The organism is Arthrobacter sp. MSA 4-2 (genome assembly GCF_016405885.1).
Classification (GTDB): Bacteria; Actinomycetota; Actinomycetes; order Actinomycetales; family Micrococcaceae; genus Arthrobacter_D.
The window spans coordinates 215,976-242,144 of sequence record NZ_JAEKGC010000002.1 but is presented as its reverse complement, the minus strand read 5'-3'; the positions used below and the strand labels follow the sequence as shown (position 1 = coordinate 242,144).

Genomic DNA, 26,169 nt, shown 5'->3' with positions numbered 1-26,169 from the left:
ACGCCCGGCGCGAATTGCTTCCGGCGCGTAGGAGTCCGGTGCCGTAATGTTGCCTGACGGGCGCGCCGTCGCGCTCCCCATCGCATCCTTCGGCCGGCAAGAGAAAGCACCCCAGATCCGTGGCATCCGTAGAGCACCTGACCGACCGCGCCCCGAAAGTTTCAGTCGAGGACCTGCTCGACGGGTTCTACCCCTCGCCGCGCTTCAAGGACGTGTCGTTCTCCAGCTACCGGCCCGACCCCTCCCAGCCCTCGCAGTCGGCCGCCGTCCGCGGGCTGCGGGCGTTCGCCGCGACCGTCGACGAGCCGGAGCCCAGCGGACTGCGGAAGCTCTTCGGGGCACGGAAGGCGCCCTCCCGTGCGGGGATCTACCTCGACGGCGGTTTCGGCGTCGGAAAGACCCATCTGCTTGCCTCCCTCTGGCACGCGACGCAGGGGCCCAAGGCCTTCGGCACGTTCGTCGAATACACGAACCTGTGCGGTGTGCTTTCGTTCCGCAAGACCGTCGAGTCGCTCAGCGGCTACAACCTGGTCTGTATCGACGAATTCGAACTCGACGATCCCGGTGACACGGTGATGATGTCCCGGCTGATGCGCGAACTCGCCGACGCCGGCGTCAAGCTGGCCGCCACCTCCAACACACTGCCAGGCTCCCTCGGGGAGGGCCGGTTCGCGGCGGTCGACTTCCAGCGGGAGATCCAGGTGCTCGCTGACCAGTTCGACGTGCTGCGGATCGACGGCGAGGACTACCGCCACCGTGGGCTGCCGCAGCCGCCGGCGCCCCTGACCGAATCCGGCCTGCGCGACCACGTCCGGGACTACTCGGGCAACGGCGGGGTGCTGGCCGAGGATGACTTCGGCGACCTCATCCACCACCTCGCCGGCGTGCACCCCAGCAAGTACCGTCAGTTGCTCGACGGTGTGGAGGCGGTGGCATGGCACCGCGTTTCGACGATCACCGAGCAGTCAGTGGCCCTGCGTTTCGTGGTGCTGGCCGACCGCCTCTACGACCGGGACGTTCCGATCTTCGCCAGCGGTGTGCCCTTCGACAACCTGTTCACCGATGAGATGATGCACGGCGGGTACATGAAGAAGTATTACCGGGCGGTCTCCCGGCTCACGGCGCTGGCCCGCCAGGGCGGTTCCGGGGCGTAGCCTGCGGGCCGGAGCCTGGTCCGGCTTAAACAAAAGCGCCGGTTCCGCCTCACGGCGGGACCGGCGCTTCCTTTTTGCGGTACTTAAAGCGATGAGGCCGGAGGAGGTGTAGGTCCGGTCGTGCCGCCGCGCTGCTCGCGTTCGATCTTGTCGACCATCGCCGAGGCCTTCGACTGCACCCCGCGGATGCGCCCGGAGTACTTGCCGCCGGTCCTGCCGTCGACAAAGCCGCCGGCCTTGGTGATGCCGGTCTTGACCTTCTCCGAGTTGGCGCCGATCAGTCCGGTCGCCTTGTCCTTCAACCCACCGGCCTTGCCTTTGAGCCCGTCAAAAACAGACACAGGCACCTCCTTTCCTACCCGGGAACCTGGTGTTCCCTTCGTCACAATCGTAGTGCAAACGGTGCCGGAGCGTCCGGTGCGGGTGCCTTGGCCGGAAGTAGCTTCGGTCGAGGGCGCGGATCGCCGGAAGCGTCCGGGCGGATGGCCGCCCCTCCGAGGGTCCCCTCCCCGTTGAGTGCGCAGCTCACCACGCTTTGAGTGGGACTTAACGGGGTGAGCTGCAGTTTCGCCGGGAGGGGTGCTGCCAGGAAAGCAGGGGAGCCTCGCACCGTGGCCGACGTCGAAGGCGCTGCGGTCACGCTCGAGTGTGCAGGTAACCACGCTTTGAGTGGGACTTAACGGGGTGAGCTGCAGTTTCGCCGGGAAGGATGCCGCGAGGGGCACTGCCTGAAGTGAATGAGAGCGGCACGCAGTGGCCGACGTCGGAGGCGCTGCGGCGGGGCAGTCCCGGCTGTGAGCCGGAAGCGGTGGAGCGGACGACGGGATTCGAACCCGCGACATCCACCTTGGCAAGGTGGTGCTCTAGCCAGCTGAGCTACGTCCGCAAGAGGGCGTCCCTGCGCGGGACCCCGGGTGATATGTGCCTGGCCCTAAGGGGATTCGTTGGCGGGAGGATATTTCCGCTCGCGAAGCCGGGTTGAACCAGTGGTTCAACAATATCGCGCAGTGAAGGGGGAGCCAAATCCAGATCCGGCGGTCTGGCGGGAGCCGCTGGACCGCTTCAACGGGTGTGGAAAGGTGCCGTGGAGCCGGCGGTGGGCCGGAGGGGAGGAAGTGTCCTCCCCTCCGGCAGGAGCATCACGCGATCGTGATGTCGCTCAGGTCGATCTCGATCGGAACCCAGGACAGATCGGGGGTCCGGTCATCGTTGCGGATGTGGATGTGCCGCTTGGTGGGGATGATGAGTCCGTCGACCTCGGCCTCCCCGCGGATGTAGTGGGCGACGGGGGAGTTGCCGTTCACCTCCGGCTGGTAGTCCATCCGGCGCAGGTGGCCCGACGCATCGAAGTAGTACAGCTGAGTGGTGGTGTGGGTGTCGATTGAGGAAGGGAAGGTGACGCTGAGTACGCGCCAGGTCTCGCCGTTCTCGGTCCAGGGCTCCACTTCCTGGGTCTCCACGCCCGGCCAGGTGAAGATGTAGGGCTCCACGAGGTAGTGCCAGGTGGCGTAGCTGCGGAAATAGTACATCTGGGCGAGCGACCACTGCGTTTCGGGGGTGTAGCCCTCAAAGCTGGCCCGGGGGTTGTTCAATTCCTCGACGAGCGTGCCGTCGGCGGCCGTGATGGTGACGCGGTCGGCCTTCCGGTCGTACTCGACGACGCGGCCGGTGCCCTCCTGCGTGTGGCGGGTGCGCTGCTCCTGCAGGTTCGCCTCGACGAGGTCGGTGCCGACGACGTCAGGCTGTCCCTTGAATTCCCAGAACGGACCGCCGTAGGTGATGCGGGCGGTGAAGGTGCTGAGGCTCTTCCAGCGGTCGAGACCGCCGTTCGCTTCAAGGACCTGCTCAAGTAGTGCCGCCATGTAAATACTCCTTTAGGACTAATAGGTACTATTTCGAAATCAACTGGTGGGACCGGCGGATAATTCCCCGTCGGCACGTCGGCACGTCGGCACGTCGGCACGTCGGCACGTCGCAGTGGCTCAGGGGTACCGGAGGCCGGAAGGCGCTCCGCTGGCCTCTGTGTCACTCGTCCAGCGGCTGTCCGACGTGGTGGCCCAGATCCAGTTCGACCCCGTCGGCCTGCTGCAGGCCCCGGGCGAACAGGCTGCGGATCAGCGGCTGGCTCCCAGATCGGCCTGCTGTCGCAAAGAATGCCTGAAGACCCGGCGCGAATTCCTGGTCCTCCGGCAGCGTCGCCCTGTCGACGAGCGCCTTTGTCCGGGACAGGGCCGTCTTGTCGAACCCGGCGATCCGGCGGGCAAGTGCATCGACCTCGGCCTCAATGGCCGCGTCGCTGATGACCCGGTTGACATAGCCGTAAGCGGCGGCGTCCGTGGCATTGACATCATCGGCTCCGAGGAGAATCTCCAGGGCCCGGCCGCGCCCGATGAGGTGTCCTAGCCGTGCCATGGGGCCTCCCCCCGGCACGGCGCCGATACCCACTTCGAAATGGCCGAGAACCGCATGCTCCGACGCGAACCGCATGTCGGTGGCCAGGGCGAACTCACTGCCGGCTCCGCGGGCCCGTCCCCGGATGACGGAGATGGTTGCCACGGGGAGCCTGCTGAGACGGACGAAATTGTCGAGGTACGGGTGGAGGCCCGTCGGTCCCGGCGCCATGTTCGCCACCCTGGTCTTGTCGCTGAGGAGATCCCAGTGCGCCATGAAGAAATCCGGGTTGTCGCTGCGGAAGACGATCACCCGAAGTTCGGGATCCTGCTCGGCGGTGGTGAGCAGGTGGGCGAGTTCGTCGATCGAATCCGGGTCGAAGAGGTTGACGGGACCATTGGCGAAGGTGACCCGCCAATAGGACGGAGAGACGGGGTCGACGGTGAACTGTTTCGTCGTCATGGGCTGACGCTGGCTCCTTGGGTCCGCGGAATTGAGGAGTTCCGGATCGGTTGCGGCTTCGCGGGTGGGGAGGGGGAAGACCGCTTTGGATCGTTCTCGCCGGGATGGGGGCGGCGGATCCGCCGCCCCCGGCCGGTGCTAGTTTCCTGCGCTTTGCCCGCCGTCGACGTGGAGGAACTCGCCGGTGACGAACTGGGCCTGCTCAAGGTAGAGCACGCCGTGTACGACGTCGTCGATGGTTCCCATCCGGCCGACCGGGTGGAGTGCTCCATAGGTGTCATGCGTCTCCTCCGCGTGCAGCGGGGTCTTGATGATGCCGGGGGACACCGCGTTCACGCGCACCCCGCGGGCTGCGTACTCGATCGCGAGTGACTTCACGACGGAGGCGAGGCCGCCCTTGGTCAGTGAAGCGAGGGCGGACGGGACGTTGGAGTTCGCGTTTTCGACCAGGGTGGTCGTGATGTTCACGACGTGCCCCGAGCCCCGCTCGACCATGTTCGCCATGGCCTTCTGGCTGATGTGGAAGAAGCCGCCGAGGTTCACGCGCAGGGCGTTGTCGTAGTCCTCCTGGGTGTAGTCCGCAAACGGCTTCGCGATGAAGATGCCCGCGTTGTTCACGAGCGTGTCCACGCGGCCGAACCGCTCAACGGCCGTGGCAATGACGCGCTCGGCAACCTCGGGGTCCGAGATATCTCCGGCAACGGTGACAAGGTCGAAGTCTTCGGACGGGGCGATCGAACGGGAGTTCGCGACAACCGCATACCCAAGCTTGCGGTAGCCGTCGACGAGGCCCGCGCCGATGCCCTGTGATGCGCCGGTAATGACGGCAACTTTACGTGTTTCCATGGTTTCGATTCCTTTGGTAGACAGTCGGTCAACTACCGACCCGTACAGTTATAGCCGACCAGTCGTTTAATAGCAACCCTACGGGGGGAAACCGAGAACCGGACTCCGGCACCGAGCGGGGGCTGCGGAAGGACGGGATACTGAACGGCAGGGCGTCCTGGCAGCCCCGGCGCCGCAGGAAAGCGCATCCTCCGGCTTCTCCCGGTGGCAACGAAGCTGCGGACCGTACCGTGCACGCGCCTAGGGGTGATTCGAATCACGTCCATCCGGCAACCCGCGGAGCGTGCCTTCTAAAACAAAAGACCCCCGGTTTCCCGGGGGTCTTTCTCGGTGGGCGATACTGGGATCGAACCAGTGACCTCTTCCGTGTCAGGGAAGCGCGCTACCGCTGCGCCAATCGCCCAATTTCCTGCTCTGCAAATCACCTACTGGAGGTGGGGACGGGATTCGAACCCGCGTGCACGGCTTTGCAGGCCGCTGCCTAGCCACTCGGCCACCCCACCGCTATCCAACAAACAGACAGCCGGTTGAACCGGCCATGCAGTGACTTGCGAGCGGACGACGGGATTCGAACCCGCGACATCCACCTTGGCAAGGTGGTGCTCTAGCCAGCTGAGCTACGTCCGCAGAAAGAAAATTTTGAACACCGAAACCCTTGAGTTCCTCGTGTTTTTCTGTTTTCCAACGAGAAAAAACTCTATAGGACTATTCGGGGTTCGTCCAATCGGGCGCGTCTTCGGGTCAACGGCGCGGCACGGGAGTGTCACCGGAGAGTGACAGACTTAAGCCATGACTGAACCGCTGCTCGCCCACTCCACTCCCTACGGACGGATGTATGCGAGGTCGACGTCGGACAAGCCCACCGTCCCGTCGATCACGACCGTCATCGCCCAGGCGCCGTCGTCCCTCGGCGGCTGGTTCGGGCACATGGCGGCGAACGCCCTGGCTGCCGATCCGCGCCTTCCCGGATCGCTGGGCAAACCTGCCGAGCTGAAGCAGGCCGTCCGGGACGCCTCGCAGGCTGCCGAGCGGTACCGTGACGACGCGGCGCTCCGGGGCACCCGGGTGCACAACTACTGCGAGCAGGTGGCCCTGCGTGCCCTCGGCCGGCCCCACACGCTCGACGCCGCGCGGCTCGCCCTCGTGGAGAACGGGGAGGAGGGTTTCGCGGCCCGTTTCGACGAGTGGTGGGAACTCTATGATGTCCGGCCGATCGCCCCGGAACTGACCGTCTGGAATCAGGAGCTCGGGTATGCCGGAACCCTCGACCTTGTGGCCACCATCGGAGGCCGGCTGTGCCTCATCGACTACAAGACCAAGAACACCGACCGCGACGGCTTCGTCAAAGGGCTCGATGACAAAGTGGTCATGCAGCTGGTCGCGGGCATGAAGGCGCAGGAAAGCCTCGTCAACCCCCATCAGGGCGAATGGGAACCGTGGAAGTACGGCGAGCAGCCCCTCCTCCTCGGTGTTGCCGTCGGCCAGACGGAGGTCCGTGCCCTCCGGGCCAATCCCGAGGTGCTGAAGGAGCACTGGTTTCGATTCTGCGCGCTGCGCCGTGCCTGGGAGACCGGCCGGAACGCCGAAACGGCCGGACGGGCGCTGCTTCCCATCGGGCCGCCGCCTCCCCGCGCCGCGGCCGGGGCACCGGCGGCAGCTCCGGCTCCGGCCGCCGGTGCGGACGCCCCGGGCCCGGCCGCGCCAGCTCCGGAAGCGCCGTCCTCCGTCGCGGCCGGCTGACGGTTACCGCAGAGCCCGGGCCGGCTCCCGCCCCGGCCGCGGGTAGGGCAGCGGGCAGGGCAGCGGGCACGACACCTGCCCTGCCCGGACGCGGCCGGCACTTCCCCGGCACTTCCCGCAGCGCAGCGGCGCCGGGGACCGCAGGGCGGCGCGGCGTTCTAGAATGGCTCGAGGGCTTTCGCTTATGGGTCCGAGCCCTCCGCGCACGCCGCAGACCCCCGCAGCGCCCACCCGGGCATCCGCCCGCCGCGCCCAACCAGGTGAAGGAATCCGAACCGAATGGCTGTACTGAGTATCAGGATCATCGGCGACCCGATCCTGCGCACCCCTGCCGCGACGGTGACGAACTTCGGCCCGGAGCTCGAAAAGCTGGTCGCGGATATGACCGAGACGATGCTCGATGTGCAGGGCGTCGGCCTTGCTGCGCCCCAGATCGGTGTGGGCCTTTCGGTCTTCACCTACAGCATCGACGGTTTTGAGGGCCACGTCGTCAACCCGGTGCTCGAGGTGGGGGAGACCCTGCAGCAGGATGGCGCCGTCGAAGGCTGCCTCTCAGTCCCGGGGCTTGGGAACTTCCTTGAGCGTGCCGAATGGGCGAGGGTCCGTGGGCAGGATGTGCACGGGGAGCCGGTCGAAGTCGAAGGCACCGGCATGCTGGCTCGGTGCCTGCAGCACGAGACGGACCACCTGCGCGGAACGCTCTACATCGACCGGCTCCGGGGCGAGGAGAAGAAGGTTGCCATGCGCGCCATCCGCAGCGCTGACTACAACAGCGTGGCAGGCCAGACGGCGGCACAGCGGGCCAAGACCCTCGGCTCGAGCTTCATCAGCGCATCGGCCGCCGGGCCTGCGGGCGCACAGGGGCGTGCGGAGAATTCGGGACGCCGGCTGTGAGGATCCTGTTCGCCGGCACTCCGGCCGTCGCCGTCCCCTCCCTTAACACGCTGTCGGACGCAGGCTTCGAGATCGCCGCGGTGCTCACCCGCGTCGATGCCCCGGTCGGGCGGAAGAGGACCCTGGCCCCGAGCCCCGTGGCCGCCCGGGCCGAGGAGTTGGGGCTGCCCCTGATCAAAGCCAACCGGTTCACTGACGAAGTGGTCGAGCAGCTGGCCGCGCTCGACCTCGACGCCGCGGCAATCGTCGCCTACGGAGGGCTTGTGCCGGCGCGGGCGCTCGAGCTTCCCCGGCATGGCTGGATCAACCTTCACTTCTCGCTGCTGCCGGCCTGGCGCGGCGCCGCACCGGTGCAGCACGCTGTGCTTTCCGGTGATGACATCACCGGGGCGTCCACCTTCCGCCTCGAGCGCGGACTCGACACCGGCCCCGTGTTCGGAACCGTGACCGAAGCGCTGGCACCATCGGACACCAGCGGGGAGGTCCTGGACCGGCTTGCGGACAGCGGCGCCGTCCTGCTTGCGCAGACGCTGACGGCGCTCGGACAGGGCACGGTCGAGGCGGTTCCGCAGCAGGGGGAGGTCAGCCTCGCCCCCAAGCTTTCGATCGATGACGCCCGGATCGACTGGATGCAGCCGGCCGTCGCCGTCCGGCGGCGGATCAATGCCATGACCCCCGAGCCGGGGGCCTGGACGCTCCTTGCGGGCCAGCGCGTGAAGATCGCGCCGGTGCGCCCGGCGTCCGAACTCCGGCCGGCGCGGCCGGACACCGGGTCCGGCGTTCCGGTGGACCTTGCCCCCGGTCGGGTTGAGCTCCGGGACGGCGGCGTGCAGGTCGGCACCGGATCGGAGCCGGTGGTGCTCGGCCGCCTGCAGCCCGCCGGAAAGACAATGATGGACGCCCGTGACTGGGCGAGGGGCGCCCTGGCGCGCGGAGAGTTGGTTTTCGATGTCTGATACCCCAGGAGCGGGTCAGCGGCCGGGCCAGCGCCCGCGCCGTAATGAAAAGGGCAGGGAGCGGAACCGTTCGGGGGAGCGCAGGTTCTCCCAGGCCGCGCCCTCCCAGCGGACCCGGAAGGCCGACCCGGCGCGCCTTGTCGCGTTCGAGGTGCTTCGGGCGGTGGCTGCGGAGGACGCCTATGCGAACCTCGTCCTGCCGGTGAGCATCCGCAAGCACCGACTCGACCGCCGAGACGCAGGGTTCGCGACGGAACTGGCCTACGGTGCCCTGCGCGGGCAGGGGACCTACGATGCGGTGCTCGCCCGCTGCGTCGACCGTCCCCTGGCGCAGCTCGATCCGGCCGTGCTCGACGCACTGCGCATCGGTGCCCACCAGCTCCTCGGGATGCGCGTGCCCGCCCATGCCGCGCTCGATCAGACGGTCGGCCTGGTCCGTGCCGTGATCGGCGCCGGGCCCGCTTCCCTCGTCAACGCGGTGCTGCGCAAGGTGGCCGCCCGCGACCTCGCCTCCTGGATCGGCGATCTGACCGCCGGCCAGACCGACGGCGTCAAGATCGCCTCCCTGACGCACAGCCACCCGGAGTGGATCGTGCGGGCCTTCCGGCAGTCACTTGTTGCCCACGGACGCACCGTCGAGGAGATCGACGAGCTGCTCGAGGCCGACAACGCCGCGCCCGTGGTGAACCTCGTGGCGCTTCCCGGCCTGGGCTCCCTCGACGAAGCCCTGGCCGAGGGCGCCGAACCGGGCCGCCTGGCCGAAGGGTCCGCCTACTTCGCAGGAGGTGACGTCGGACGGCTGGCCGGGGTGCGGGAAGGCACGCTCCGCGTGCAGGACGCCGGTTCGCAGCTGGTCGCCCGCGCCCTCGCCGCCGTCGACCTGCTTCCCGTCGGCGGACCGGAGACCGGAGCCGGGGCCGGCTCCGTTCCGGCGCCCGACGCCGGATCCGAGCGCTGGCTCGACCTGTGCGCCGGGCCCGGAGGCAAGTCTGCGCTCCTCGCCGCGCTGGGCCGCTCGGTGCCCGCGACCCTTGTCGCCAATGAGCCGGTGCCGCACCGCGCGCAGCTCGTCCGTCAGGCCCTGCGTCCGGTGGACGGCGGGACCTGGACGGTGCGCGTCGGCGACGGCCGGGAGGTCGGGCAGGAGGAGCCGGAAAGCTACGACCGGGTCCTGGTCGATGCGCCCTGCACCGGGCTCGGTGCCCTGCGGCGCCGCCCCGAGGCCCGGTGGCGGCGCAAGCCGGCGGACCTCGTGGAGCTCGCCCCGCTGCAGCGCGGCCTGCTTGAGTCCGCGCTCGAGGCCGTGCGCCCGGGCGGCGTCGTCGCCTACGTGACCTGCTCGCCGCACCATGCCGAAACCCTCGCTGTCGTCGAGGACGCCCTGCGCCGTCGGCCGGAGATGGAACTGCTTGACTCCGGTGCGGCCCTCGACGCGGTCAGCATCGGCGGACCGTTGAACTCCGCCCGGCCGGCCGCGTCCGGGACGGGCTCCACGGCGCAGCTGTGGCCGCACCTTCACGGCACCGACGCCATGTTCCTGGCCCTGATCCGCAAACCCCTCTGACTTCCGTTCCGGGACGCAGCGCGCTCCCGCCACCACCAACCGCAAAGGACACCTGTGGGAGCCTGCCGCATCAATCCGAGCATCCTTTCAGCCGACTTCGTGAACCTCGAGCGTGAACTCGGGCGGATCGGCGCGGCCGACGCCGTGCACGTGGACGTGATGGACAACCATTTCGTGCCCAACCTCACGCTGGGTCAGCCGGTGGTGAAGCGGATTCAGGAGGTCAGCGGGCTCCCGCTCGATGTCCACCTCATGATCGAGGACGCCGACCGGTGGGCGCCCGCGTACGCCGACCTCGGTGCGGCGTCGGTGACCTTCCACGCCGAAGCCGCGGCCGCCCCGGTCCGCCTGGCCCGCGAGCTGAGGGCCGGCGGCGCGCAGGCGGGCATGGCGCTGCGGCCGGCCACGTCGGTTGAGCCCTACCTCGACATGCTTGGGGAGCTCGACCTGCTCCTGATCATGACCGTCGAGCCCGGGTTCGGCGGCCAGTCCTTCCTCGATCTGACCCTGCCCAAGATCCGGCGGGCGGCCGAGGCGGTCCGCGGCGGGTCGCTTCCCCTGGCGATCCAGGTCGACGGCGGCATCACCGAAGAGACCATCCTGCGCGCAGCGGAGGCAGGGGCCACGGTCTTCGTCGCGGGCTCCTCGGTCTACGGAGCGGAGGATCCCGGCCAGGCGATCGACCGCCTCCGCCGCGCGGCCGAAGCCGCGGCTGCCGGCCGGTAACCGACGCCGTCCGACCCGGGCGCCTGCCCGGATCGACCTGCCCGGATCGCCCTGCCCGTGGCCTGACCGGGCGGCCGCCATCGCCGACGCCCGCGGGCGGGTGCCCCCAAGGACCGTGCCCTCAACACTGGAGCCGCCGTCGTCGGAAGACGCGCGGCGCCGGGGTGGCTGCCGGGCGGACGGGCCTAACCCGCGGCCGCCTCCGGCGGGTCAGTGATGGTGATCCGCACCGACATGGCCTCCGCCGCCGCCCGCTGCAGCACGGCCAGGCGCGGATCGGGTACGGCGGTGAACGGCAGCCGGGGCAGGTGGGCGTACTGCGCAAGCGCCGGGTGGGCGAGCACTTCGAGGGCCAGGGTGCGGTCGCCGCCCAGCTGGACGCAGTCAATGGGGTGGGCCGAGAAGACCGCCGAAGCGTGTTCCGCCGCCGCCTGGACGAGCGAAGAGGCCTGATTGGCCCGGCGCCGCGCGAACCGCTGCTGCGACCAGCCGCCCGCCGCCGTGCGGGACTGGACATACCGCGTGCCCGTCTTGGAGGCGAGCAGCCTGCCGTGGCGGGCCACCCCCACCGAATAGCCGCCCCGGCGGACCAGGATCAGCGCCACCGCCCGCGGTTCCCCCGCGGCGGCGGTCAGTGCCTGAACCGAGGGCGCCCCAGCGGCCTCCGGTGCCGGAGGAAGGGGTGGAACCAGGACGGCACGGCACCCGTTGGAGGCGTTCAGGGTCAGGGCTCCGTCGGGGGAGCCGGCGTCGATTGTGTATCCGCCGTTGCGCTGTGCGAACCGCTCCAACCAGCCGGCCAGGCGCTCGCCCGAAACGAGGACGGTTCTCGGCTCTGCCATCGTGTCCTCCGCTCCGCCCCGGCCATCCGCCGGCGTCAGTGCTACACAGTAGCCTTGGCAGTGTGAATGATCTATTCAGCGCCGCCGCCGAAGATGAGGACGACGGCTTCCCCGGCGCCGCACCGTCGACCCTTGCCGGTGTCGGTTCCCAGCGGCCGCGGAGCCCCCTGGCCGTGCGGATGCGTCCGCGCTCCCTCGATGAGGTGGTCGGCCAGCAGCACCTCCTCGGCCCCGGGTCGCCGCTGCGCACCCTGGCCGGCGACACCGCCTCCGGAGGACCCGCCGGCCCGTCCTCGGTTGTGCTGTGGGGTCCGCCCGGAACCGGAAAGACAACCCTCGCGCACGTGGTCGCCCGGGGGCAGGGGCGGCAGTTCGTCGAGCTTTCGGCGATCACCGCCGGCGTGAAGGACGTCCGCCGGGTGATGGAAGAGGCCCTGACCGCGCGCGACCTCCACCGCCGGACCACCATCCTGTTCCTCGATGAGATCCACCGGTTCAACAAGGCCCAGCAGGACGCGCTGCTGCCCGGGGTCGAGAACCGGTGGGTCGTCCTGATCGCGGCCACCACCGAAAACCCCTCCTTCTCCGTCGTCGCTCCGCTGCTCTCCCGATCGCTGCTCCAGACCCTCCGCCCGCTGACCGAGGCCGACATCGCCGGGCTGCTGCAGCGGGCGGTCGAGGACGAGCGGGGCCTGGGCGGAACCGTCCGCCTGAGCGAGGAGGCCCTCGAACACCTGGTGCGCCTCGCCGCCGGCGACGCCCGCCGCGGGCTCACCGCACTTGAGGCGGCAGCCGGCGTCGCCCAGTCCGCCGGCGACGGCGCGGGGCCGGTCGTGGTGGAACTCCAGCACGCCGAAAAGGCCCTCGACGTCGCGGCGCTGCGCTACGACCGGGCGGGCGATCAGCACTACGACGTCGCCAGCGCCTTCATCAAGTCGCTTCGGGGGTCGGATGTCGACGCGTCCCTCCACTACCTCGCCCGGATGCTCGAGGCGGGGGAGGACCCGCGCTTCGTCGCCCGCAGGATCATGATCTCGGCCTCCGAGGACGTGGGCATGGCCGATCCGACGGCGCTGCAGACAGCGGTGGCGGCGGCGCAGGCGGTGCAGCTCGTCGGGATGCCCGAGGCGAGGATCATCCTCGCCGAGGCAGTCGTCCACATCGCCACGGCCCCGAAGTCCAATGCGGCGTACAACGGCATCAATGCCGCCATCGCCGATGTGCGGGCCGGGCGGGGCCAGGGCATCCCCGCCCACCTGCGCGACGCCCACTACCCTGGGGCCTCCCAGCTCGGCCACGGCAAGGGATACGTCTACTCCCACGACGAAGCGCACGGCATCGCCGCCCAGCAGTACGCGCCCGATGACCTGGTGGGCCGGGACTACTACCTCCCCACCGACCGGGGGGCCGAACGGGACATCGGAACCCGCCTCGGCCGGCTGCGCAGGATCCTGCGGGGCCGGTAGGCCCCGGCGGAGGGCCCGCCGGGAGGCGCGCTCAGGTGAGGGCGCGCCGCATCAGCACGCGCGGGAAGCCGTTTGAGACCGAGGTGGTGTCGGCGGCCTTCGCGAAGCCGGCCTGCTCGAACAGCGACCGGGTGCCGACATAGGCCATCGTCGTGTCGACCTTCTGCCCGCCGTTGTCCACCGGGTAGCCCTCGACGGCGGGCGCCCCGGAGTCCCGGGCATGCTCCACGGCGCCCTGCAGCAGCGCCGCGGCAACGCCCTTGCCGCGGTGCCCGCCCCGGACCCGAAAGCACCAGACGCTCCACACGGGCAGGTCATCGACGTGCGGGATTTTCGTGCTGCGCGCGAAGGAGTTGAGCTCGGCCCGGGGCGCCACGCCGCACCAGCCCACCACGGTGTCGCCGTCGTAGGCCAGGATCCCGGGCGGAATGGCCCGGCCGCAGAGCTCCTCGACGCGCTCGGCGCGCTGGCGCCCGGTCAGCTCCCGGTTCTCGCGGGACGGCAGCCGGTAGGTCAGGCACCAGCACACCGGAGAATCGGGGTTGCGGGGGCCCAGCAGCACCGCGACGTCCCCGAACCTGTCTCGAGTCGCCGGACGGATCTCGTACTCCATGCCGGTACCCTAGCCGCCCGGGGGCCGGGGAACCATCGGGCGCCGGGCCGGTGGGGGAAGCGGCCGCTGACCATCCCGGGGCCCGCGGACTGCTAGGATTGTGGGTTGACTGGCAAGTAGCGCCGTGCCCGTGCCCCTTCCCTCGAATTTCGAAGGCGGAGGAGCGTGCGCGGAGCTGACTGTAGTACCGGGAAGCGGCCAATCCCGGCTCTCCGCACAAGGAGGCCAGCAACACAGAGAAAGTGCCGTGCATTCAACCGATGCGCCAGGCTCTTTGCCGCAGAAACAGATGAAAGGTAAACGTGGCTAACAACACACGTGCCCGCCGGAAGGTCCGCATTTCGCGTGCCCTCGGCATTGCTTTGACCCCGAAGGCCGAGAAGTACCTCGAGCGTCGCCCGTACGCTCCCGGCCAGCACGGACGCGCCCGCCGCAAGCAGGACAGCGATTACGCCGTACGCCTGCGCGAAAAGCAGCGTCTGCGCGCCCAGTACGGTATCCGCGAAGCGCAGATGACCCGCGTCTTCGAAGAAGCACGCCGCACCTCGGGCCTGACCGGTGAGAACCTCATCGAGCTGCTCGAAATGCGTCTGGACGCCCTCGTGCTCCGTGCCGGCTTCGCCCGCACCATCGCCCAGGCCCGCCAGCTGGTCGTCCACCGCCACATCATGGTCGACGGCGCCCGCGTGGACCGCCCGTCGTTCCGCGTTGCGGAGGGGCAGCTGATCCACGTTCACAGCCGCAGCGAGACCATGGTCCCGCTCCAGGTTGCAGCAGCCGGCGCCCACCGCGATGTCCTGCCGGCCGTCCCGGGCTACCTCGACGTCTCGCTCGAGAAGCTCCAGGCCCGCCTGGTCCGCCGCCCCAAGCGCTCCGAGGTCCCCGTGACCTGCGAAGAGCAGCTCGTGGTCGAGTACTACGCCCGCTAGTTCCGGCTCCGGCGGCTAGCCCGCCGGTTTCGAACAGCAGCCATCCCAATAGCCCGCGGCTCCGGCCGCGGGCTATTGGGTCAGGCACCCCAAATCTTTGCCGCCCGAGGGCGGTTACCTGTGTATGAAGGAGACCGTCCATGTCCGGTGGAGATATTGCCGGCCTCATTGCAGCCGGCGTGTTTGCCGTCCTGGTCGCATTGCTGGCTGTGCCCGTGCTGAAGCTCGGCAGGGTGTTCGACGAGCTGCGCACCGCGATCCGCACCGTGACGGACGAGACGACGCCGCTGATCACCGAGGTGACCAGCACCGTCAGCACCACGCACCAGCAGCTGAAGAACGTCGACGGCATCACCTCCAACGTGTCCGACGCCTCCGCGAACCTTTCCGCGCTGTCCTCCCTGGTCGCCGCGACGCTCGGAGCCCCGCTGATCAAGGTCGCAGCGTTCTCCTACGGCGTCCGCACCGCCTTCGCCGGCCGGAAGACGTCGGCCGGGCGGCGCCGCAGCCGCTGAGCCACCCCACCCGGGCCCGCGGTCCCGGATCAGCAAAAACCGCCGTCAGCACTCGACGAGGAGGATCCCATGATCAGAAGAGCCCTATGGATGGCAGCGGGAGTGGCCATCGGTGTTCTCGCAGTACGCAAGGTCACCGCCGCGAAGGCAGCGCTGGGGCCGGCCGGCCTCAACCGCGCCGTCGGCTCGGCCTCTGACAATATCGCCGGATTCGCCGACGCCTTCCGCTCCGGGATGCGTGAGCGCGAGGCGGACCTCCGCTCGGCGCTCGGCGTCGAACAGCCGGTTACCCCGGCCCCCGCCGCAACGCACCGCTGACGCGGCCGGTGCGCCCCGAACCTGAACCGCACCGGCTCGCCGCGGGCAGCACCGCCCCTGCCGGTCCGAACCCACCTGTCGAACCCGAAGGATCCCCCCGTGAAGTCCCATGAGATCGCAAGCCGCTGGCTGAGCTACTTCGAGAAGAACGGGCACACCGTCGTGCCGTCGGCGTCGCTGGTCTCCAGCGATCCCTCGCTTCTCTTCACGGTGGCGGGCATGGTCCCCTTCATCCCGTACCTCACCGCCCGCGAGCAGGCCCCCTACGACCGGGCGACGAGCGTGCAGAAGTGCATCCGCACCGGTGACATCGAGGAGGTCGGCAAGACCGCACGCCACGGCACGTTCTTCCAGATGGCCGGAAACTTCTCCTTTGGGGACTACTTCAAGCAGGACGCCATCCGGATGGCATGGGAGCTGCTGACCTCCAGCGTCGATCAGGGCGGATACGGCCTGCCCCCGGAGAAGCTGTGGATCACCGTCTACCACGAGGACGACGAGGCCCTGGCTATCTGGCGGGACGAGGTCGGCATTCCCGTCGAGCGCATCCAGAAGATGGGCAAGAAGGACAACTACTGGTCCACCGGACAGCCGGGCCCTGCGGGCCCCTGCTCGGAGATCTTCTACGACCGCGGCCCGGCCTACGGCGTCGAGGGCGGACCCGAGGCCGACGACTCGCGCTACGTCGAGATCTGGAACCTCGTCTTCATGCAGTACCAGCGCGGCGAGGGAACCGGCAAGGACGACTTCGAGATCCTCGGTGAACTGCCCAAGAAGAACATCGACACCGGTCTGGGCCTCGAGCGCCTCGCCATGGTGCTGCAGGACGTCGAAAACATGTACGAGACGGACCAGGTGCGCCCCGTGCTCGACAAGGCGGCAGAACTCAGCGGTCGCGAGTACACCAGCGCCGAGAGCCCCGACGATCCCCACCACACCGACGACGTCCGGATGCGCGTCGTCGCCGACCACATCCGCTCCTCCCTGATGCTCATCGCCGACGGCGTCACCCCCTCGAACGAGGGACGCGGCTACGTGCTCCGCCGCCTCATCCGCCGCGCCGTGCGGGCGATGCGCCTGCTCGGGGTGGAAAAGCCCTGCCTGCCGGAACTGCTGCCCGCCTCCCGCGATGCGATGAAGGGCACCTACCCGGAGGTCGAGAAGGACTTCGAGCGGATCGCCCGGATCGCCTACGCCGAGGAAAAGGCGTTCCTGCGCACCATTGCCTCCGGCACCGCCCGGCTCGAAGAGGCCGTCAAGGAGTCGAAGGCCGCCAACCGGCCGCTGTCCGGATCGGACGCCTTCGCCCTTCACGACACCTACGGCTTCCCCATCGACCTGACCCTCGAGATGGCGGAGGAGGCCGGGCTGGCCGTCGACGCCGAGGGCTTCCGGACGCTGATGCTCGAACAGCGCCAGCGCGCCCAGGCCGATGCCCGCGGCAAGAAGGCGGGGCACGCCGACCTCTCCGTCTTCAACGAGATCCTCGCCACCGGCGAGACGATCTTCACCGGCTACGACGAGCTGACCACCGAGGGCGTCGTCACCGGCCTGCTGCGCGACGGACAGTCGATTCCGGTGGCCTCCACGGGCGCGGAGATCGAACTGGTCTTGGACCAGACGCCGTTCTACGCCGAATCCGGTGGACAGGCCGCCGACGTCGGGCTGATTACCGGCAACGGCTTCGTGGTCGAGGTTCTGGACGTGCAGCGCCCGGTGAAGGGCCTCCACGTCCACCGCGCCGTCGTCCGCGAAGGCGAGATCACCTCCGGCGCCCTGGTCACCTCCACCGTCGACCGCCAGCGCCGCCATGCCGGGGAGCAGGCCCACTCCGGAACGCACATCGTCCACGCCGCGCTGCACCAGATCCTCGGCCCCGAGGCGACCCAGCGCGGGTCCTTCAACAAGGCCGGCTACCTGCGGTTCGACTTCGCGTGGGGTGAGGGCATCAGCTCCGCCGCCCGCAGCGAAATCGAGGAGGTGGCGAACCTCGCCATCCGCAGCAACCACGCGGTCGAGACCAAGATCATGCCGCTTGCGGAGGCCAAGGCCCTCGGTGCCATGGCGCTGTTCGGGGAGGCCTACGGCAACCGGGTGCGCGTCGTCCAGATCGACGGCGACTGGTCCCGTGAACTGTGCGGCGGAACGCACGTCGAATCGACGTCCCTCATCGGGTCCCTGACCCTGCTGGGGGAGCAGTCGGTCGGTTCGGGTAACCGGCGCGTCGAGGCGCTCGTGGGCATGGACGCCTTCCGCCACCTCGCCGCCGAACGGGCCCTGGTGAGCGAGCTGTCGGACATGCTCAAGGTGCCCTCCCAGCAGCTGCCCGAGCGGCTGTCGCTGACCCTGCAGAAGCTGAAGACCGCGGAGAAGGAGCTCGAGCGCCTGCGCAACGAGCAGCTCGCCGCGGCCGCGGCTTCCCTCGTCGGCACGGCGCAGGACGTCGACGGGGTGCGGCTCATCGCCCACGACGCCGGGTCCGTGGCCGGCGCCGACGCGCTGCGTACGCTGGCGCTCGACCTGCGCGGACGCCTGGGCTCCTCAGCGGCGGCCGTGGCCGTGGCCGGCGTCGCCAACGGGCGACCGCTCATCCTCATCGCCACGAACGAAGCGGCCCGGGCCGAAGGCGTCAAGGCCGGTGCGCTGGTGCGCACCGCCGCGGGCGTGCTCGGCGGCGGCGGAGGCGGCAAGGACGACGTCGCCCAGGGCGGCGGTGCGGACCCGGAGAAGGTAGCTGCGGCCCTCGAAGCGGTGCGCGCCGCCGTGGCCGCGCGCTGAAGTGCCTGCTGAGGTGACGGGCGGGTACCCTGCGGGGCCGAAGCTGGGGGTCGACGTCGGCCGCGTCCGCGTCGGCCTGGCCGGCAGCGACCGTGACGGCCTGCTGGCCACGCCGGTCCGCACGCTGTCCCGCGATGCCAAGAAGAACTCCGACGTCCGGGTCCTCGTGCAGGAAGCGCGGGACCGCGGCGCGGTGGAGGTCTTCGTCGGGCTGCCGAAGAACCTAAGCGGCCGCGAATCGGAGTCGGCGGACATGGCGCGCGAGTACGCGCAGCTGCTGGCCGATGCGCTTGCGGCGGCCGGGCTGGAGCTTACTGTGCGGCTGATCGATGAACGGCTCAGCACCGTTTCGGCGCACCGGTCGCTGCGGCAGGCTGGATTGAGCACCCGTGATCATCGTAAGGTAGTGGATCAGGTGGCAGCCGTGGAGATCCTCCAGCATGCCATCGACATGCAACGTTCGCTTGGACGGGACGTGGGGGAACAGGTCAGCGCACGTCTTCGGAGCAGTTCCGGGAACGCATCGGTGGCCGCTATCGAGGAGCCGGTCATTTCGGAGAGCACTTTGAGTGGGAAGGACCAGGAACTGTGAGTTCCCGTTACCCGCAGTCACCCGCGTCCCAGGAGCCGGAAGGCTGGCACGACCCGGACGCCCCCTACGCCCGAGACGGAGCCGAACCTGTCCACCCCGAGCCCGTCGAGCAGTTCTTTGCGAGCCAGGACGTGAGCCGCCGCAGCCGCGTCCGGCGTCCGTCCAAGGCACGCCAACGCCGCCGCCAGCGCCGCACCGTCATCCTCCTTGTTGTCCTGCTGGTCTTCGCCGGCGTGGTCTTCGGCGTCGCCATGATGCTGAGGGACCTCCTCGGCCTCAATGACCTCAAGGACTATCCCGGCCCCGGAACCGGCGAGGTGGTCTTCACCGTCGCCGAGGGCGCCGGGCCCCTGGCCATCGCCGACGCCCTTGAGTCCGAGGACATCGTCGCGGACTCCGGCGAGTTCATCTCCGCGCTCGAGGGGGTCCTCGACGGACGGGAGGTCCAGCCCGGCGAATACGAAATGCGCTACCAGATGGCCTCCGACGACGCCGCGGCCATCCTGGTCGGCGAGGAGTCTGCGAAGGTTTCCTACGCCGCGGTGGCGCGGGACCTGCGCCAGGGCGAGGTGTTCACCATCCTCGCCGAGTCCACCGGGATCCCGGTCGCCGAATTCCAGGCACTCGCCAAGGAACCGGCCCGTTTCGGCCTGCCGGAGCAGGCCCGCAGCCTCGAGGGCTACCTGCATCCGGGCGAGTACCGTTTCAGCGTCGACGCCACAGCACCGGAAATCGTCCAGGAGATGGTCGACAACACCTTCGCCCAGCTCGAAGAGGACGGCATTCAGGATCCTGCCGAGCAGTACCGGATACTGACCATCGCAAGCATCGTCCAGGCCGAGGCCGGGGAGGCCGACTACGCCTCCGTCGCCGGTTCGATCATGAACCGGCTCAAGCCGGACAACACCGAGACCTCGGGGCTGATCCAGTCCGACGCCACGGTCACCTACGGTCTCGATCGGAAGAGCTACGACATCACCCCGGAGGAGAAGGCCGACACCTCCAACCCGTACAACACCTACGCCAACCCGGGGCTGCCGGTCGGCCCGATCGGATCGCCCAGCGAGGAAGCCATCGATGCGGCCGTCTCGCCCGCCGATGTCCCGTTCTACTACTGGGTCACAGTGGACCTCGATTCCGGTGAGACCAAGTTCTCCGAGACGCTGGCCGAGCACGCCAGGTACGTCGCCGAGTACCAGGCATGGTGCGCCGACAACCCCGGCCGGTGCGAGTAGCCGCAGCCGGGGCGGGCGCCGGCCCGGCGCGCGGCGCCGGGCGGGCCGCCGTAATCGGACACCCGATCGCGCACTCGAAGTCGCCGCTGCTCCACGCCGCGGCGTACTCCGGGCTCGGCCTCGACTGGTCCTACACCGCACGGGACGTCGCGCCGGAGGACCTCGCAGCCTTCGTCCGCTCCCTGCGGGCCGACGACCGGTGGCGGGGCCTGTCGGTCACCATGCCGCACAAGGCCGCGATGGCGGCCCTGACCGACGCCAACACGGCCCTCGTTGGGACGCTCGGTGTCCTCAATACGGTCACCTTCAGCGGCGGCCCCGGCCGGCGCGTCCTCACCGGGCACAACACCGACGTCGCCGGGATCACCGGTGCCCTCGCCCATGCCGGTGCGTCGACGCCCCGGAACTGCGTGATCCTCGGCGGGGGCGGCACCGCGGCGGCGGCGGTCGCCGGACTGGCCGGTCTCGGCGCGGACCGGGTCCGGGTATACGTCCGGCAGCCGGAACGGGCGGCCGGTCTCGCCGCCACCGGTGCGGCGCTCGGCCTGGCGGTCGAGGTGCTTCCCTGGGACGGCGCGCCGGCCGGCGTGCGCGGCGCCGACGTGGTCGTCTCAACCCTGCCGCCCCGCGCCGCGGATTCCCTGGCGGCTGCGCTTCCGGCGGACGGCCGGGACGCGGAAGGCCCGGCCGGGGTCCTCCTGGACGTCGCCTACGATCCCTGGCCCAGCGTACTGTCCGCCGCCTGGGCGCGCGCCGGCGGCGTCGTCGTGCACGGCCTGGAGATGCTCCTGTACCAGGCGATTGAGCAGGTGCGCCTCTTCTCCCCGGACGCCGGGCCGCTCCCGCCGTCCGTCATAAACCGGATGTGTGAAGCGATCGGCGTTCCCCTGCGCTGAAGCACTCCCCGGGCCGTGGCAGTATTGAAGGCATGTTGCGTTGGTTGACGGCCGGAGAATCCCACGGCCCCGCTGGAGTCGGAATCCTTGAAGGCATGCCCGCCGGAGTCGAGGTGACGAGCTCCGATATCCAGGCCGCCCTGGCCCGGCGCCGGCTCGGCTACGGCCGCGGGGCGAGAATGAAGTTCGAACAGGACGAGGTGCGCATCCTCGGCGGCATCCGCCACGGGCTCACGCAGGGCGGACCCATCGCCATCGAGGTCGGCAACACCGAGTGGCCCAAGTGGGAGCGCGTCATGTCCCCGGATCCGGTGGACCCCGAGGAGCTGGCCAGCCTGGCCCGCAACGCCCCGCTCACCCGGCCGCGCCCCGGCCACGCGGACTTCACCGGCATGCAGAAGTACGGCTTCGACGAGGCCCGCCCCGTGCTCGAACGCGCCAGCGCCCGCGAAACGGCCACCCGGGTGGCACTTGGCACGGTCGCTGCGCGGTTCCTCGCGGCCCTGGGCGTGCAGCTGGTCAGCCACACCGTCTCCATCGCCTCTGTGTCCGTTCCCTCCGGGGCCCCGGTGCCCGGCCCCGGCGACGTCCTGGCCCTCGACCAGGACCCCCTGCGGTGCTTCGACCGCGCCACCTCCGACGCCATGGTCGCCGAGGTGGATGCCGCCCACAAGGACGGCGAGACCCTCGGCGGCGTCGTCGAGGTCATCGCCTACGGCCTGCCGCCGGGACTGGGCAGCTACGTCCACTGGGACCGGCGCCTCGACTCCCGCCTTGCCGCCGCCCTCATGGGCATCCAGGCCATCAAGGGCGTGGAGGTCGGCGACGGCTTCCTCACCGCCTCCCGCCGCGGCACCGCGGCCCACGACGAGATCCTCCGGAACGGCTCGGGACGCATCGTGCGCGACACCAACCGCGCCGGCGGCATCGAGGGCGGAATGAGCATCGGAGACACCCTGCGCGTCCGCGCCGCCATGAAGCCGATCGCCACCGTGCCGCGTGCCCTGCGCACCATCGACGTCAGCACCGGCGAGGCCGCCACGGCCCACCACCAGCGCTCCGACGTGGTCGCCGTCCCGGCGGCCGGCGTGGTGGCCGAGGCCATGACGGCGCTGGTGCTCGCCGAAGCGGTCACCGAGAAGTTCGGCGGCGACTCCGTGGCCGAAACAGCGCGGAACCTCCGCAGCTACCTCGACGCCATCCCGGAGTCCCTGGGCTCAGCCGCGCACTGATGCCCGGCAACTCTTCACCGGTCGTCTTCACCGGCCCCATGGCGACCGGCAAGACGGCCGTGGGGCGCTCCTTCGCCGCCCGCCGCGGGCTCGACTTCGTCGACACCGACCGCCGCATCACGCAGCGGCACGGCCCGATCCCGGCGATCTTCGAGGCCGAGGGCGAGGACGGCTTCCGGCGGCTCGAGGCGGACGTGGTGCGGGAGGTCCTGGCCGGGGGAGGGCCCGGCGTCGTGGTCTCCCTCGGCGGAGGCGCGGTGCTCGACGCTGGGACCCGCGCGCTGCTCAAGGCCGCACGGGTCGTGTTCCTCGACGCGGACCTTGCGACGGTGCTGCCACGGCTGAACGCCGGAGCGTCACGGCCGATGCTCGCCGGGGACGCCGGCGAACGGTGGGCCACCCTGTACGAACAGCGCCGGCCGCTGTATCTCGAGGTCGCTGACTGCGTCGTCGACACCCGCGGGCGCACGGTCCGCCAGGTCGTCGACGACGTCGAGCGGATACTCGGACCCCAGAAACCTACCGAAAGAAGGACCACCGGACATGGCACCTGAGCCCACGATCATCCCCATCACGGGGAGCACCCCCGAAGCCGCCTACGACGTCGTCGTGGGCCGCGGGCTCCTGGGCCGGCTCCCGGGCATCCTCGGCGAACGCGTGCGCCGGGTCCTGGTCATTCATCCCAGGGCGCTGCGCACCACCGGCGACACGGTGCGCGACGAACTCGCCGACGCCGGATTCACCGCCGTCACCGCGGAGATTCCCGATGCCGAGGAAGGCAAGCACATCCAGGTGGCCGCGTTCTGCTGGCAGGTGCTCGGGCAGAACGACTTCACCCGCTCTGACGCCATCGTCACCGTGGGCGGGGGAGCGGTCACCGACGTGGGCGGCTTCGTCGCCGCCACCTGGCTGCGCGGGGTCAAGGTCGTCCACCTGCCCACCAGCCTGCTCGCCATGGTCGACGCCGCGGTCGGAGGCAAGACAGGCATCAACACCGCCGAGGGCAAGAACCTCGTGGGCGTCTTCCACCCGCCGGCCGCCGTCCTGGCCGACCTTGACGCCCTCGACACCCTGCCGAAGAACGAACTCGTCACCGGCATGGCCGAAGTGGTGAAATCCGGCTTCATCGCCGACCCTGCCATCCTCGACCTCATTGAAGCGGACCCGGCCGCGGTCTCCGATGCCCGCTCCGAGACGGTGCGGGAACTGATCGAACGCACCATCTCCGTCAAGGCCGCCATCGTCTCCGAGGACCTCCGGGAGTCCGGCCGGCGCGAGTACCTCAACTACGGCCACACCCTGGGGCACGCGATCGAGCTGGCCGAGCGGTACTCCTGGCGTCACGGCGCCGCGGTCTCCGTGGGCCTGGTTTTCGCCGCCGAACTCTCCCGCATGGTCGGCCGGCTGAACGACGCCGACGCCGACCGGCACCGCAGCATCCTCGAGTCGCTGGGGCTGCCGGTCACCTACCGCAGGGACCGGTGGCAGGCCCTGCTCGACGGGATGCGCCGCGACAAGAAGGCGCGCGGTGACCTGCTGCGTTTCGTCGTCCTCGACGGCATCGGACGTCCCGGCATGCTCGAGGTGCCCGACACGTCGCTCCTGTTCGCCGCTTACCAGGAAATCGCCTCTTAGGGACGCCCCTGCGCCGCTTTGACCCCAGAGGGTAGACTTGCCTCTGGACTTTTACGCGCTGCGCCGTGCCCTGCGCCCGGGCGCAGCCATCCATTTCCCCGATCGACGAAAGTGAACCTGTGGCCACCACGAATGACATCAAGAACGGCACCGTGCTGAAGCTTGAAGGCAACCTCTGGAACGTGCTCGAGTTCCAGCACGTCAAGCCGGGCAAGGGTGGTGCCTTCGTGCGCACCAAGATGCGCAACATCCTGTCGGGCAAGGTGGTGGACAAGACGTTCAACGCCGGCCTGAAGATCGAAACGGCGACCGTCGACCGCCGCGACTACCAGTACCTGTACAAGGACGGCGAAGACTTCGTCTTCATGGACACCACGGACTACGACCAGATCACCGTGCCGGGCAAGACCGTCGGTGACGCCGAGAACTTCATGCTCGAGAGCCAGATGGTCACCATCGCCATGCACGAAGGGTCCGCCCTGTACATCGAGCTGCCGCCGTCGGTTGTCCTCGAGATCACCTACACGGAGCCCGGCCTGCAGGGCGACCGCTCCACTGGCGGCACAAAGCCTGCCACCGTTGAGACCGGCCACGAGATCCAGGTTCCGCTGTTCCTGACCACCGGAACCAAGGTCAAGGTCGACACCCGCACCGGCGATTACCTGGGACGCGTCAACGAGTGAGTGCACGCAGCAAGGCCCGCCGCAGGGCACTGGACGTCCTCTTCGAGGCCGAGCAGCGCTCGGTGACCCCGCTCGAGGTGATGAAGGCCCGCCGGGAGAAGACCGACATGGTCATCGCCGACTACACCGTCGACATCGTCGAGGGTGTGCTGTCCCACCGCGAGCAGATCGACGAGTACCTCAGCACCTACTCGCAGGGCTGGACGCTTGAGCGGATGCCCGCCGTTGATCGCATGATCCTGCGCATCGGCAGCTGGGAGCTGCTGTACAACGAGGATGTGCCCGACGGAGTCGCGGTCAGCGAGGCCGTGGAACTGGCGAAGATGCTTTCGACCGACGAGTCCCCGGTGTTCATCAACGGACTGCTCGGCCGGCTCCAGCAGCTCAAGCCGACCCTGCTGGCGTAGGCCGGAAGCCAGCGCCGGCACACGGCTGAGAGCGCGGTCCGGCCGTCCTTCGGGGCGGTGGGGCCGCGCTCTCGGTGGTTTCGGGCCCGATCAGCGGCCCAAGAACTCCTTCAGGGCGCCGGCCGTCTCCGCCGGCAGCTCCTCGGGGATGAAATGGCCCGACGGCAGCGCTTCCCCGGTGACCCGTCCTTCGCGCTGGGCCTGCCAGCGTTCCAGCGGCCGGAACAGCCGGTTCACCACGGCGCGCTCGCCCCAGAGCACGTGGGTGTCGCACCGGATCCGATGGCCGCGTTCCCTGTCCTGACGGTCGTGGTTTGGATCGATGCCAGCGTCGGCGCGATGTCGATGACGCACAGCTTCTCCAGCCGGTCGGGGAAATCGAGTGCCAGGCGGTGACCGACCCGGCCGCCCCGGTCATGGCCGCACAGGAAGAAGCGTTGACGGCCCAGGGCGTCCACCACCGCCACGAGGTCCTGGGACGGGCGGCAGCCGCCCTGGCGCCGCAGCATGACGCCCGCCGGCAGGACAAAGGCCGCACGAGCCGGTTACGTCCCCGGCGGCGTCCCCCCGCCGGTGGAGTACCGGCCCGTCCTGATCTGGATATGGCCGCCGCGCACCGAGGCGCGCCGGAGGTCCGACAGCCCGCGCTCGACGGCGGTCCACGGGTGGGCGGCAATGTCGGAACCACCCAGCCGGCAGGCGAGCCGTGCCAGGGGCGCGGCCGCGGCGAACGGCCCGGTGGGCTCCTGCATGTCCACCACTGCGACGGAGGCGCCCGGGGCAACGAGCGCCAGCATGCGCTCCCACGCGTCCTGCCAGGAGGGCATCAGGGAGAGGGAGTAGGTGGCCAGGGCGGCGTCGGACAGGGCGCGTCCGCCGTGGGCGGCCGCGCAGGCGCCGACGGCCGCGGGCCGGAGGGTCGTCGCATCCGCCTGGACCAGAAGGACATTGGCCCACCCGGAACGCTCCGCCCGCCGGCGCGCCCGCCGGAGCATCCCCGGGCTGCGGTCGATGCCAAGGATCATTCCCGCCGGCCCGATCCGCTCCTGGAGCAGGGCGAAGTTGAGTCCGGTGCCGCAGCCGACGTCGAGCACCTGGGCGCCGCGCTGCAGGTCGAGCAGATCCACTGCTTTTCTCCTGCCCGGCCCGTAGACGGGGAATTCGCCCGAGAGCAGGTCGTAGAACGGAGCGAGGACGCTGTACCTGTCGGCGATGGGATTCCTCCTCGGGCCCGGCGGCCGGGACGGCCGTGGGTACAGCATAGGCTGGACGGAAATCCCGGGCCCGACGACGAT

Annotated in this window: 27 protein-coding genes, 4 tRNA genes and 1 pseudogene; 19 read left to right on the top strand and 13 right to left on the bottom strand. The window is 69.7% G+C overall.

Annotated elements, in window-relative coordinates:
* Window positions 1-119 precede the first annotated feature (119 nt).
* A complete protein-coding gene (gene zapE / locus I6N91_RS02935) occupies window positions 120-1,154 on the top strand; it encodes a cell division protein ZapE (protein ID WP_198810418.1) in 1,035 nt (344 codons plus the stop codon).
* Between the two features lie 83 nt (window positions 1,155-1,237).
* On the opposite strand, the gene I6N91_RS02930 is transcribed toward zapE, so the two are convergent.
* The 8 genes from I6N91_RS02930 to I6N91_RS02895 form a co-directional block, all read right to left on the bottom strand.
* The gene (locus I6N91_RS02930) at window positions 1,238-1,495 is read right to left on the bottom strand and encodes an antitoxin (RefSeq protein WP_159616845.1); all 258 of its coding nucleotides are present in this window, start codon (window positions 1,493-1,495) and stop codon (window positions 1,238-1,240) included.
* Window positions 1,496-1,963: 468 nt separating this feature from the next.
* Window positions 1,964-2,040: transfer RNA gene (locus tag I6N91_RS02925), tRNA-Gly, on the bottom strand.
* A 253-nt stretch (window positions 2,041-2,293) separates the two neighbouring features.
* The gene (locus I6N91_RS02920; protein ID WP_198810416.1) at window positions 2,294-3,016 is read right to left on the bottom strand and encodes a hypothetical protein; all 723 of its coding nucleotides are present in this window, start codon (window positions 3,014-3,016) and stop codon (window positions 2,294-2,296) included.
* Window positions 3,017-3,179: 163 nt separating this feature from the next.
* Entirely contained in the window at window positions 3,180-4,007 is an 828-nt protein-coding gene (locus I6N91_RS02915; protein WP_198810414.1) for an enoyl-CoA hydratase/isomerase family protein, read from the bottom strand.
* A gap of 138 nt (window positions 4,008-4,145) precedes the next feature.
* Window positions 4,146-4,853 carry an SDR family NAD(P)-dependent oxidoreductase gene (locus I6N91_RS02910; protein ID WP_198810412.1) on the bottom strand — a complete coding sequence of 236 codons (708 nt, stop codon included), beginning with the start codon at window positions 4,851-4,853 and terminating at the stop codon, window positions 4,146-4,148.
* 331 nt (window positions 4,854-5,184) lie between these two features.
* Window positions 5,185-5,256: transfer RNA gene (locus tag I6N91_RS02905), tRNA-Val, on the bottom strand.
* Window positions 5,257-5,282: 26 nt separating this feature from the next.
* Window positions 5,283-5,356 (bottom strand) — tRNA-Cys (locus I6N91_RS02900).
* Window positions 5,357-5,406: 50 nt separating this feature from the next.
* Window positions 5,407-5,480, bottom strand: a tRNA-Gly gene (locus I6N91_RS02895).
* Between the two features lie 162 nt (window positions 5,481-5,642).
* On the opposite strand from I6N91_RS02895, the gene I6N91_RS02890 reads away from it, so the two are divergent.
* The 5 genes from I6N91_RS02890 to rpe all read left to right on the top strand — a co-directional run bounded on the left by I6N91_RS02890 (window position 5,643) and on the right by rpe (window position 10,733).
* The gene (locus I6N91_RS02890) at window positions 5,643-6,593 is read left to right on the top strand and encodes a PD-(D/E)XK nuclease family protein (protein WP_233091381.1); all 951 of its coding nucleotides are present in this window, start codon (window positions 5,643-5,645) and stop codon (window positions 6,591-6,593) included.
* A 279-nt stretch (window positions 6,594-6,872) separates the two neighbouring features.
* A complete protein-coding gene (def, locus tag I6N91_RS02885; protein WP_198810410.1) occupies window positions 6,873-7,487 on the top strand; it encodes a peptide deformylase in 615 nt (204 codons plus the stop codon).
* The gene (locus tag I6N91_RS02880) at window positions 7,484-8,443 is read left to right on the top strand and encodes a methionyl-tRNA formyltransferase (RefSeq protein ID WP_198810408.1); all 960 of its coding nucleotides are present in this window, start codon (window positions 7,484-7,486) and stop codon (window positions 8,441-8,443) included. The genes def and I6N91_RS02880 overlap by 4 nt, the downstream gene beginning before the upstream one ends.
* The gene (locus I6N91_RS02875) at window positions 8,436-10,007 is read left to right on the top strand and encodes an RsmB/NOP family class I SAM-dependent RNA methyltransferase (protein ID WP_198810405.1); all 1,572 of its coding nucleotides are present in this window, start codon (window positions 8,436-8,438) and stop codon (window positions 10,005-10,007) included. The genes I6N91_RS02880 and I6N91_RS02875 overlap by 8 nt, the downstream gene beginning before the upstream one ends.
* Window positions 10,008-10,061: 54 nt before the next feature.
* Window positions 10,062-10,733 carry a ribulose-phosphate 3-epimerase gene (gene rpe, locus I6N91_RS02870; protein ID WP_198810403.1) on the top strand — a complete coding sequence of 224 codons (672 nt, stop codon included), beginning with the start codon at window positions 10,062-10,064 and terminating at the stop codon, window positions 10,731-10,733.
* Window positions 10,734-10,918: 185 nt separating this feature from the next.
* Here rpe and I6N91_RS02865 read toward each other — a convergent pair whose 3' ends face one another.
* The gene (locus tag I6N91_RS02865; RefSeq protein ID WP_198810401.1) at window positions 10,919-11,575 is read right to left on the bottom strand and encodes an acVLRF1 family peptidyl-tRNA hydrolase; all 657 of its coding nucleotides are present in this window, start codon (window positions 11,573-11,575) and stop codon (window positions 10,919-10,921) included.
* A 62-nt stretch (window positions 11,576-11,637) separates the two neighbouring features.
* Here I6N91_RS02865 and I6N91_RS02860 point away from each other — a divergent pair, with 62 nt between their 5' ends.
* The gene (locus tag I6N91_RS02860) at window positions 11,638-13,041 is read left to right on the top strand and encodes a replication-associated recombination protein A (RefSeq protein ID WP_198810399.1); all 1,404 of its coding nucleotides are present in this window, start codon (window positions 11,638-11,640) and stop codon (window positions 13,039-13,041) included.
* Window positions 13,042-13,072: 31 nt separating this feature from the next.
* On the opposite strand, the gene I6N91_RS02855 is transcribed toward I6N91_RS02860, so the two are convergent.
* Complete coding sequence (locus I6N91_RS02855; RefSeq protein ID WP_198810397.1) at window positions 13,073-13,654, bottom strand: GNAT family N-acetyltransferase; 582 nt, start codon at window positions 13,652-13,654, stop codon at window positions 13,073-13,075.
* Between the two features lie 302 nt (window positions 13,655-13,956).
* Between I6N91_RS02855 and rpsD the strand changes: the two genes are divergently transcribed.
* The 12 genes from rpsD to nusB all read left to right on the top strand — a co-directional run bounded on the left by rpsD (window position 13,957) and on the right by nusB (window position 24,874).
* On the top strand, window positions 13,957-14,583 hold the full coding sequence (gene rpsD, locus I6N91_RS02850; RefSeq protein WP_120165419.1) for a 30S ribosomal protein S4: 627 nt from the start codon (window positions 13,957-13,959) through the stop codon (window positions 14,581-14,583).
* Between the two features lie 140 nt (window positions 14,584-14,723).
* Window positions 14,724-15,098: a DUF948 domain-containing protein gene (locus I6N91_RS02845; protein ID WP_198810396.1), complete on the top strand. Its 375-nt coding sequence runs from the start codon at window positions 14,724-14,726 to the stop codon at window positions 15,096-15,098.
* A gap of 69 nt (window positions 15,099-15,167) precedes the next feature.
* A complete protein-coding gene (locus I6N91_RS02840) occupies window positions 15,168-15,416 on the top strand; it encodes a DUF6167 family protein (RefSeq protein ID WP_233091380.1) in 249 nt (82 codons plus the stop codon).
* 99 nt (window positions 15,417-15,515) lie between these two features.
* Window positions 15,516-18,194, top strand: coding sequence for an alanine--tRNA ligase (gene alaS, locus I6N91_RS02835; RefSeq protein WP_198810395.1), 2,679 nt, complete (start codon window positions 15,516-15,518; stop codon window positions 18,192-18,194).
* A gap of 13 nt (window positions 18,195-18,207) precedes the next feature.
* A complete protein-coding gene (gene ruvX, locus I6N91_RS02830; protein WP_198810394.1) occupies window positions 18,208-18,786 on the top strand; it encodes a Holliday junction resolvase RuvX in 579 nt (192 codons plus the stop codon).
* On the top strand, window positions 18,783-20,021 hold the full coding sequence (mltG, locus tag I6N91_RS02825) for an endolytic transglycosylase MltG (protein WP_198810393.1): 1,239 nt from the start codon (window positions 18,783-18,785) through the stop codon (window positions 20,019-20,021). Before ruvX ends, mltG begins: the two co-directional genes overlap by 4 nt.
* Window positions 20,012-20,917, top strand: a complete 906-nt coding sequence (locus tag I6N91_RS02820) for a shikimate dehydrogenase (RefSeq protein WP_307843213.1) — start codon at window positions 20,012-20,014, stop codon at window positions 20,915-20,917. The genes mltG and I6N91_RS02820 overlap by 10 nt, the downstream gene beginning before the upstream one ends.
* 32 nt (window positions 20,918-20,949) lie before the next feature.
* Window positions 20,950-22,149: a chorismate synthase gene (gene aroC, locus I6N91_RS02815; RefSeq protein ID WP_198810391.1), complete on the top strand. Its 1,200-nt coding sequence runs from the start codon at window positions 20,950-20,952 to the stop codon at window positions 22,147-22,149.
* Complete coding sequence (locus tag I6N91_RS02810) at window positions 22,149-22,703, top strand: shikimate kinase (RefSeq protein ID WP_198810390.1); 555 nt, start codon at window positions 22,149-22,151, stop codon at window positions 22,701-22,703. Before aroC ends, I6N91_RS02810 begins: the two co-directional genes overlap by 1 nt.
* Window positions 22,693-23,784 carry a 3-dehydroquinate synthase gene (gene aroB, locus I6N91_RS02805; protein WP_198810389.1) on the top strand — a complete coding sequence of 364 codons (1,092 nt, stop codon included), beginning with the start codon at window positions 22,693-22,695 and terminating at the stop codon, window positions 23,782-23,784. The genes I6N91_RS02810 and aroB overlap by 11 nt, the downstream gene beginning before the upstream one ends.
* A 119-nt stretch (window positions 23,785-23,903) precedes the next feature.
* Window positions 23,904-24,467 carry an elongation factor P gene (gene efp, locus I6N91_RS02800; protein ID WP_120165428.1) on the top strand — a complete coding sequence of 188 codons (564 nt, stop codon included), beginning with the start codon at window positions 23,904-23,906 and terminating at the stop codon, window positions 24,465-24,467.
* Window positions 24,464-24,874 (top strand): transcription antitermination factor NusB, encoded by a 411-nt coding sequence (nusB, locus tag I6N91_RS02795; protein ID WP_198810388.1) that lies wholly within the window; start codon window positions 24,464-24,466, stop codon window positions 24,872-24,874. Before efp ends, nusB begins: the two co-directional genes overlap by 4 nt.
* Window positions 24,875-24,964: 90 nt before the next feature.
* Here nusB and I6N91_RS02790 read toward each other — a convergent pair whose 3' ends face one another.
* The 3 genes and pseudogenes from I6N91_RS02790 to I6N91_RS02785 all read right to left on the bottom strand — a co-directional run bounded on the left by I6N91_RS02790 (window position 24,965) and on the right by I6N91_RS02785 (window position 26,136).
* A complete protein-coding gene (locus I6N91_RS02790; RefSeq protein ID WP_198810387.1) occupies window positions 24,965-25,228 on the bottom strand; it encodes an alpha/beta fold hydrolase in 264 nt (87 codons plus the stop codon).
* 44 nt (window positions 25,229-25,272) lie between these two features.
* Window positions 25,273-25,383 (bottom strand): annotated as a pseudogene (locus I6N91_RS17545) (alpha/beta fold hydrolase); the annotation flags it as partial.
* Window positions 25,384-25,419: 36 nt separating this feature from the next.
* Window positions 25,420-26,136, bottom strand: coding sequence for a class I SAM-dependent methyltransferase (locus tag I6N91_RS02785; RefSeq protein WP_198810386.1), 717 nt, complete (start codon window positions 26,134-26,136; stop codon window positions 25,420-25,422).
* Between the last annotated feature and the right edge of the window lie 33 nt (window positions 26,137-26,169).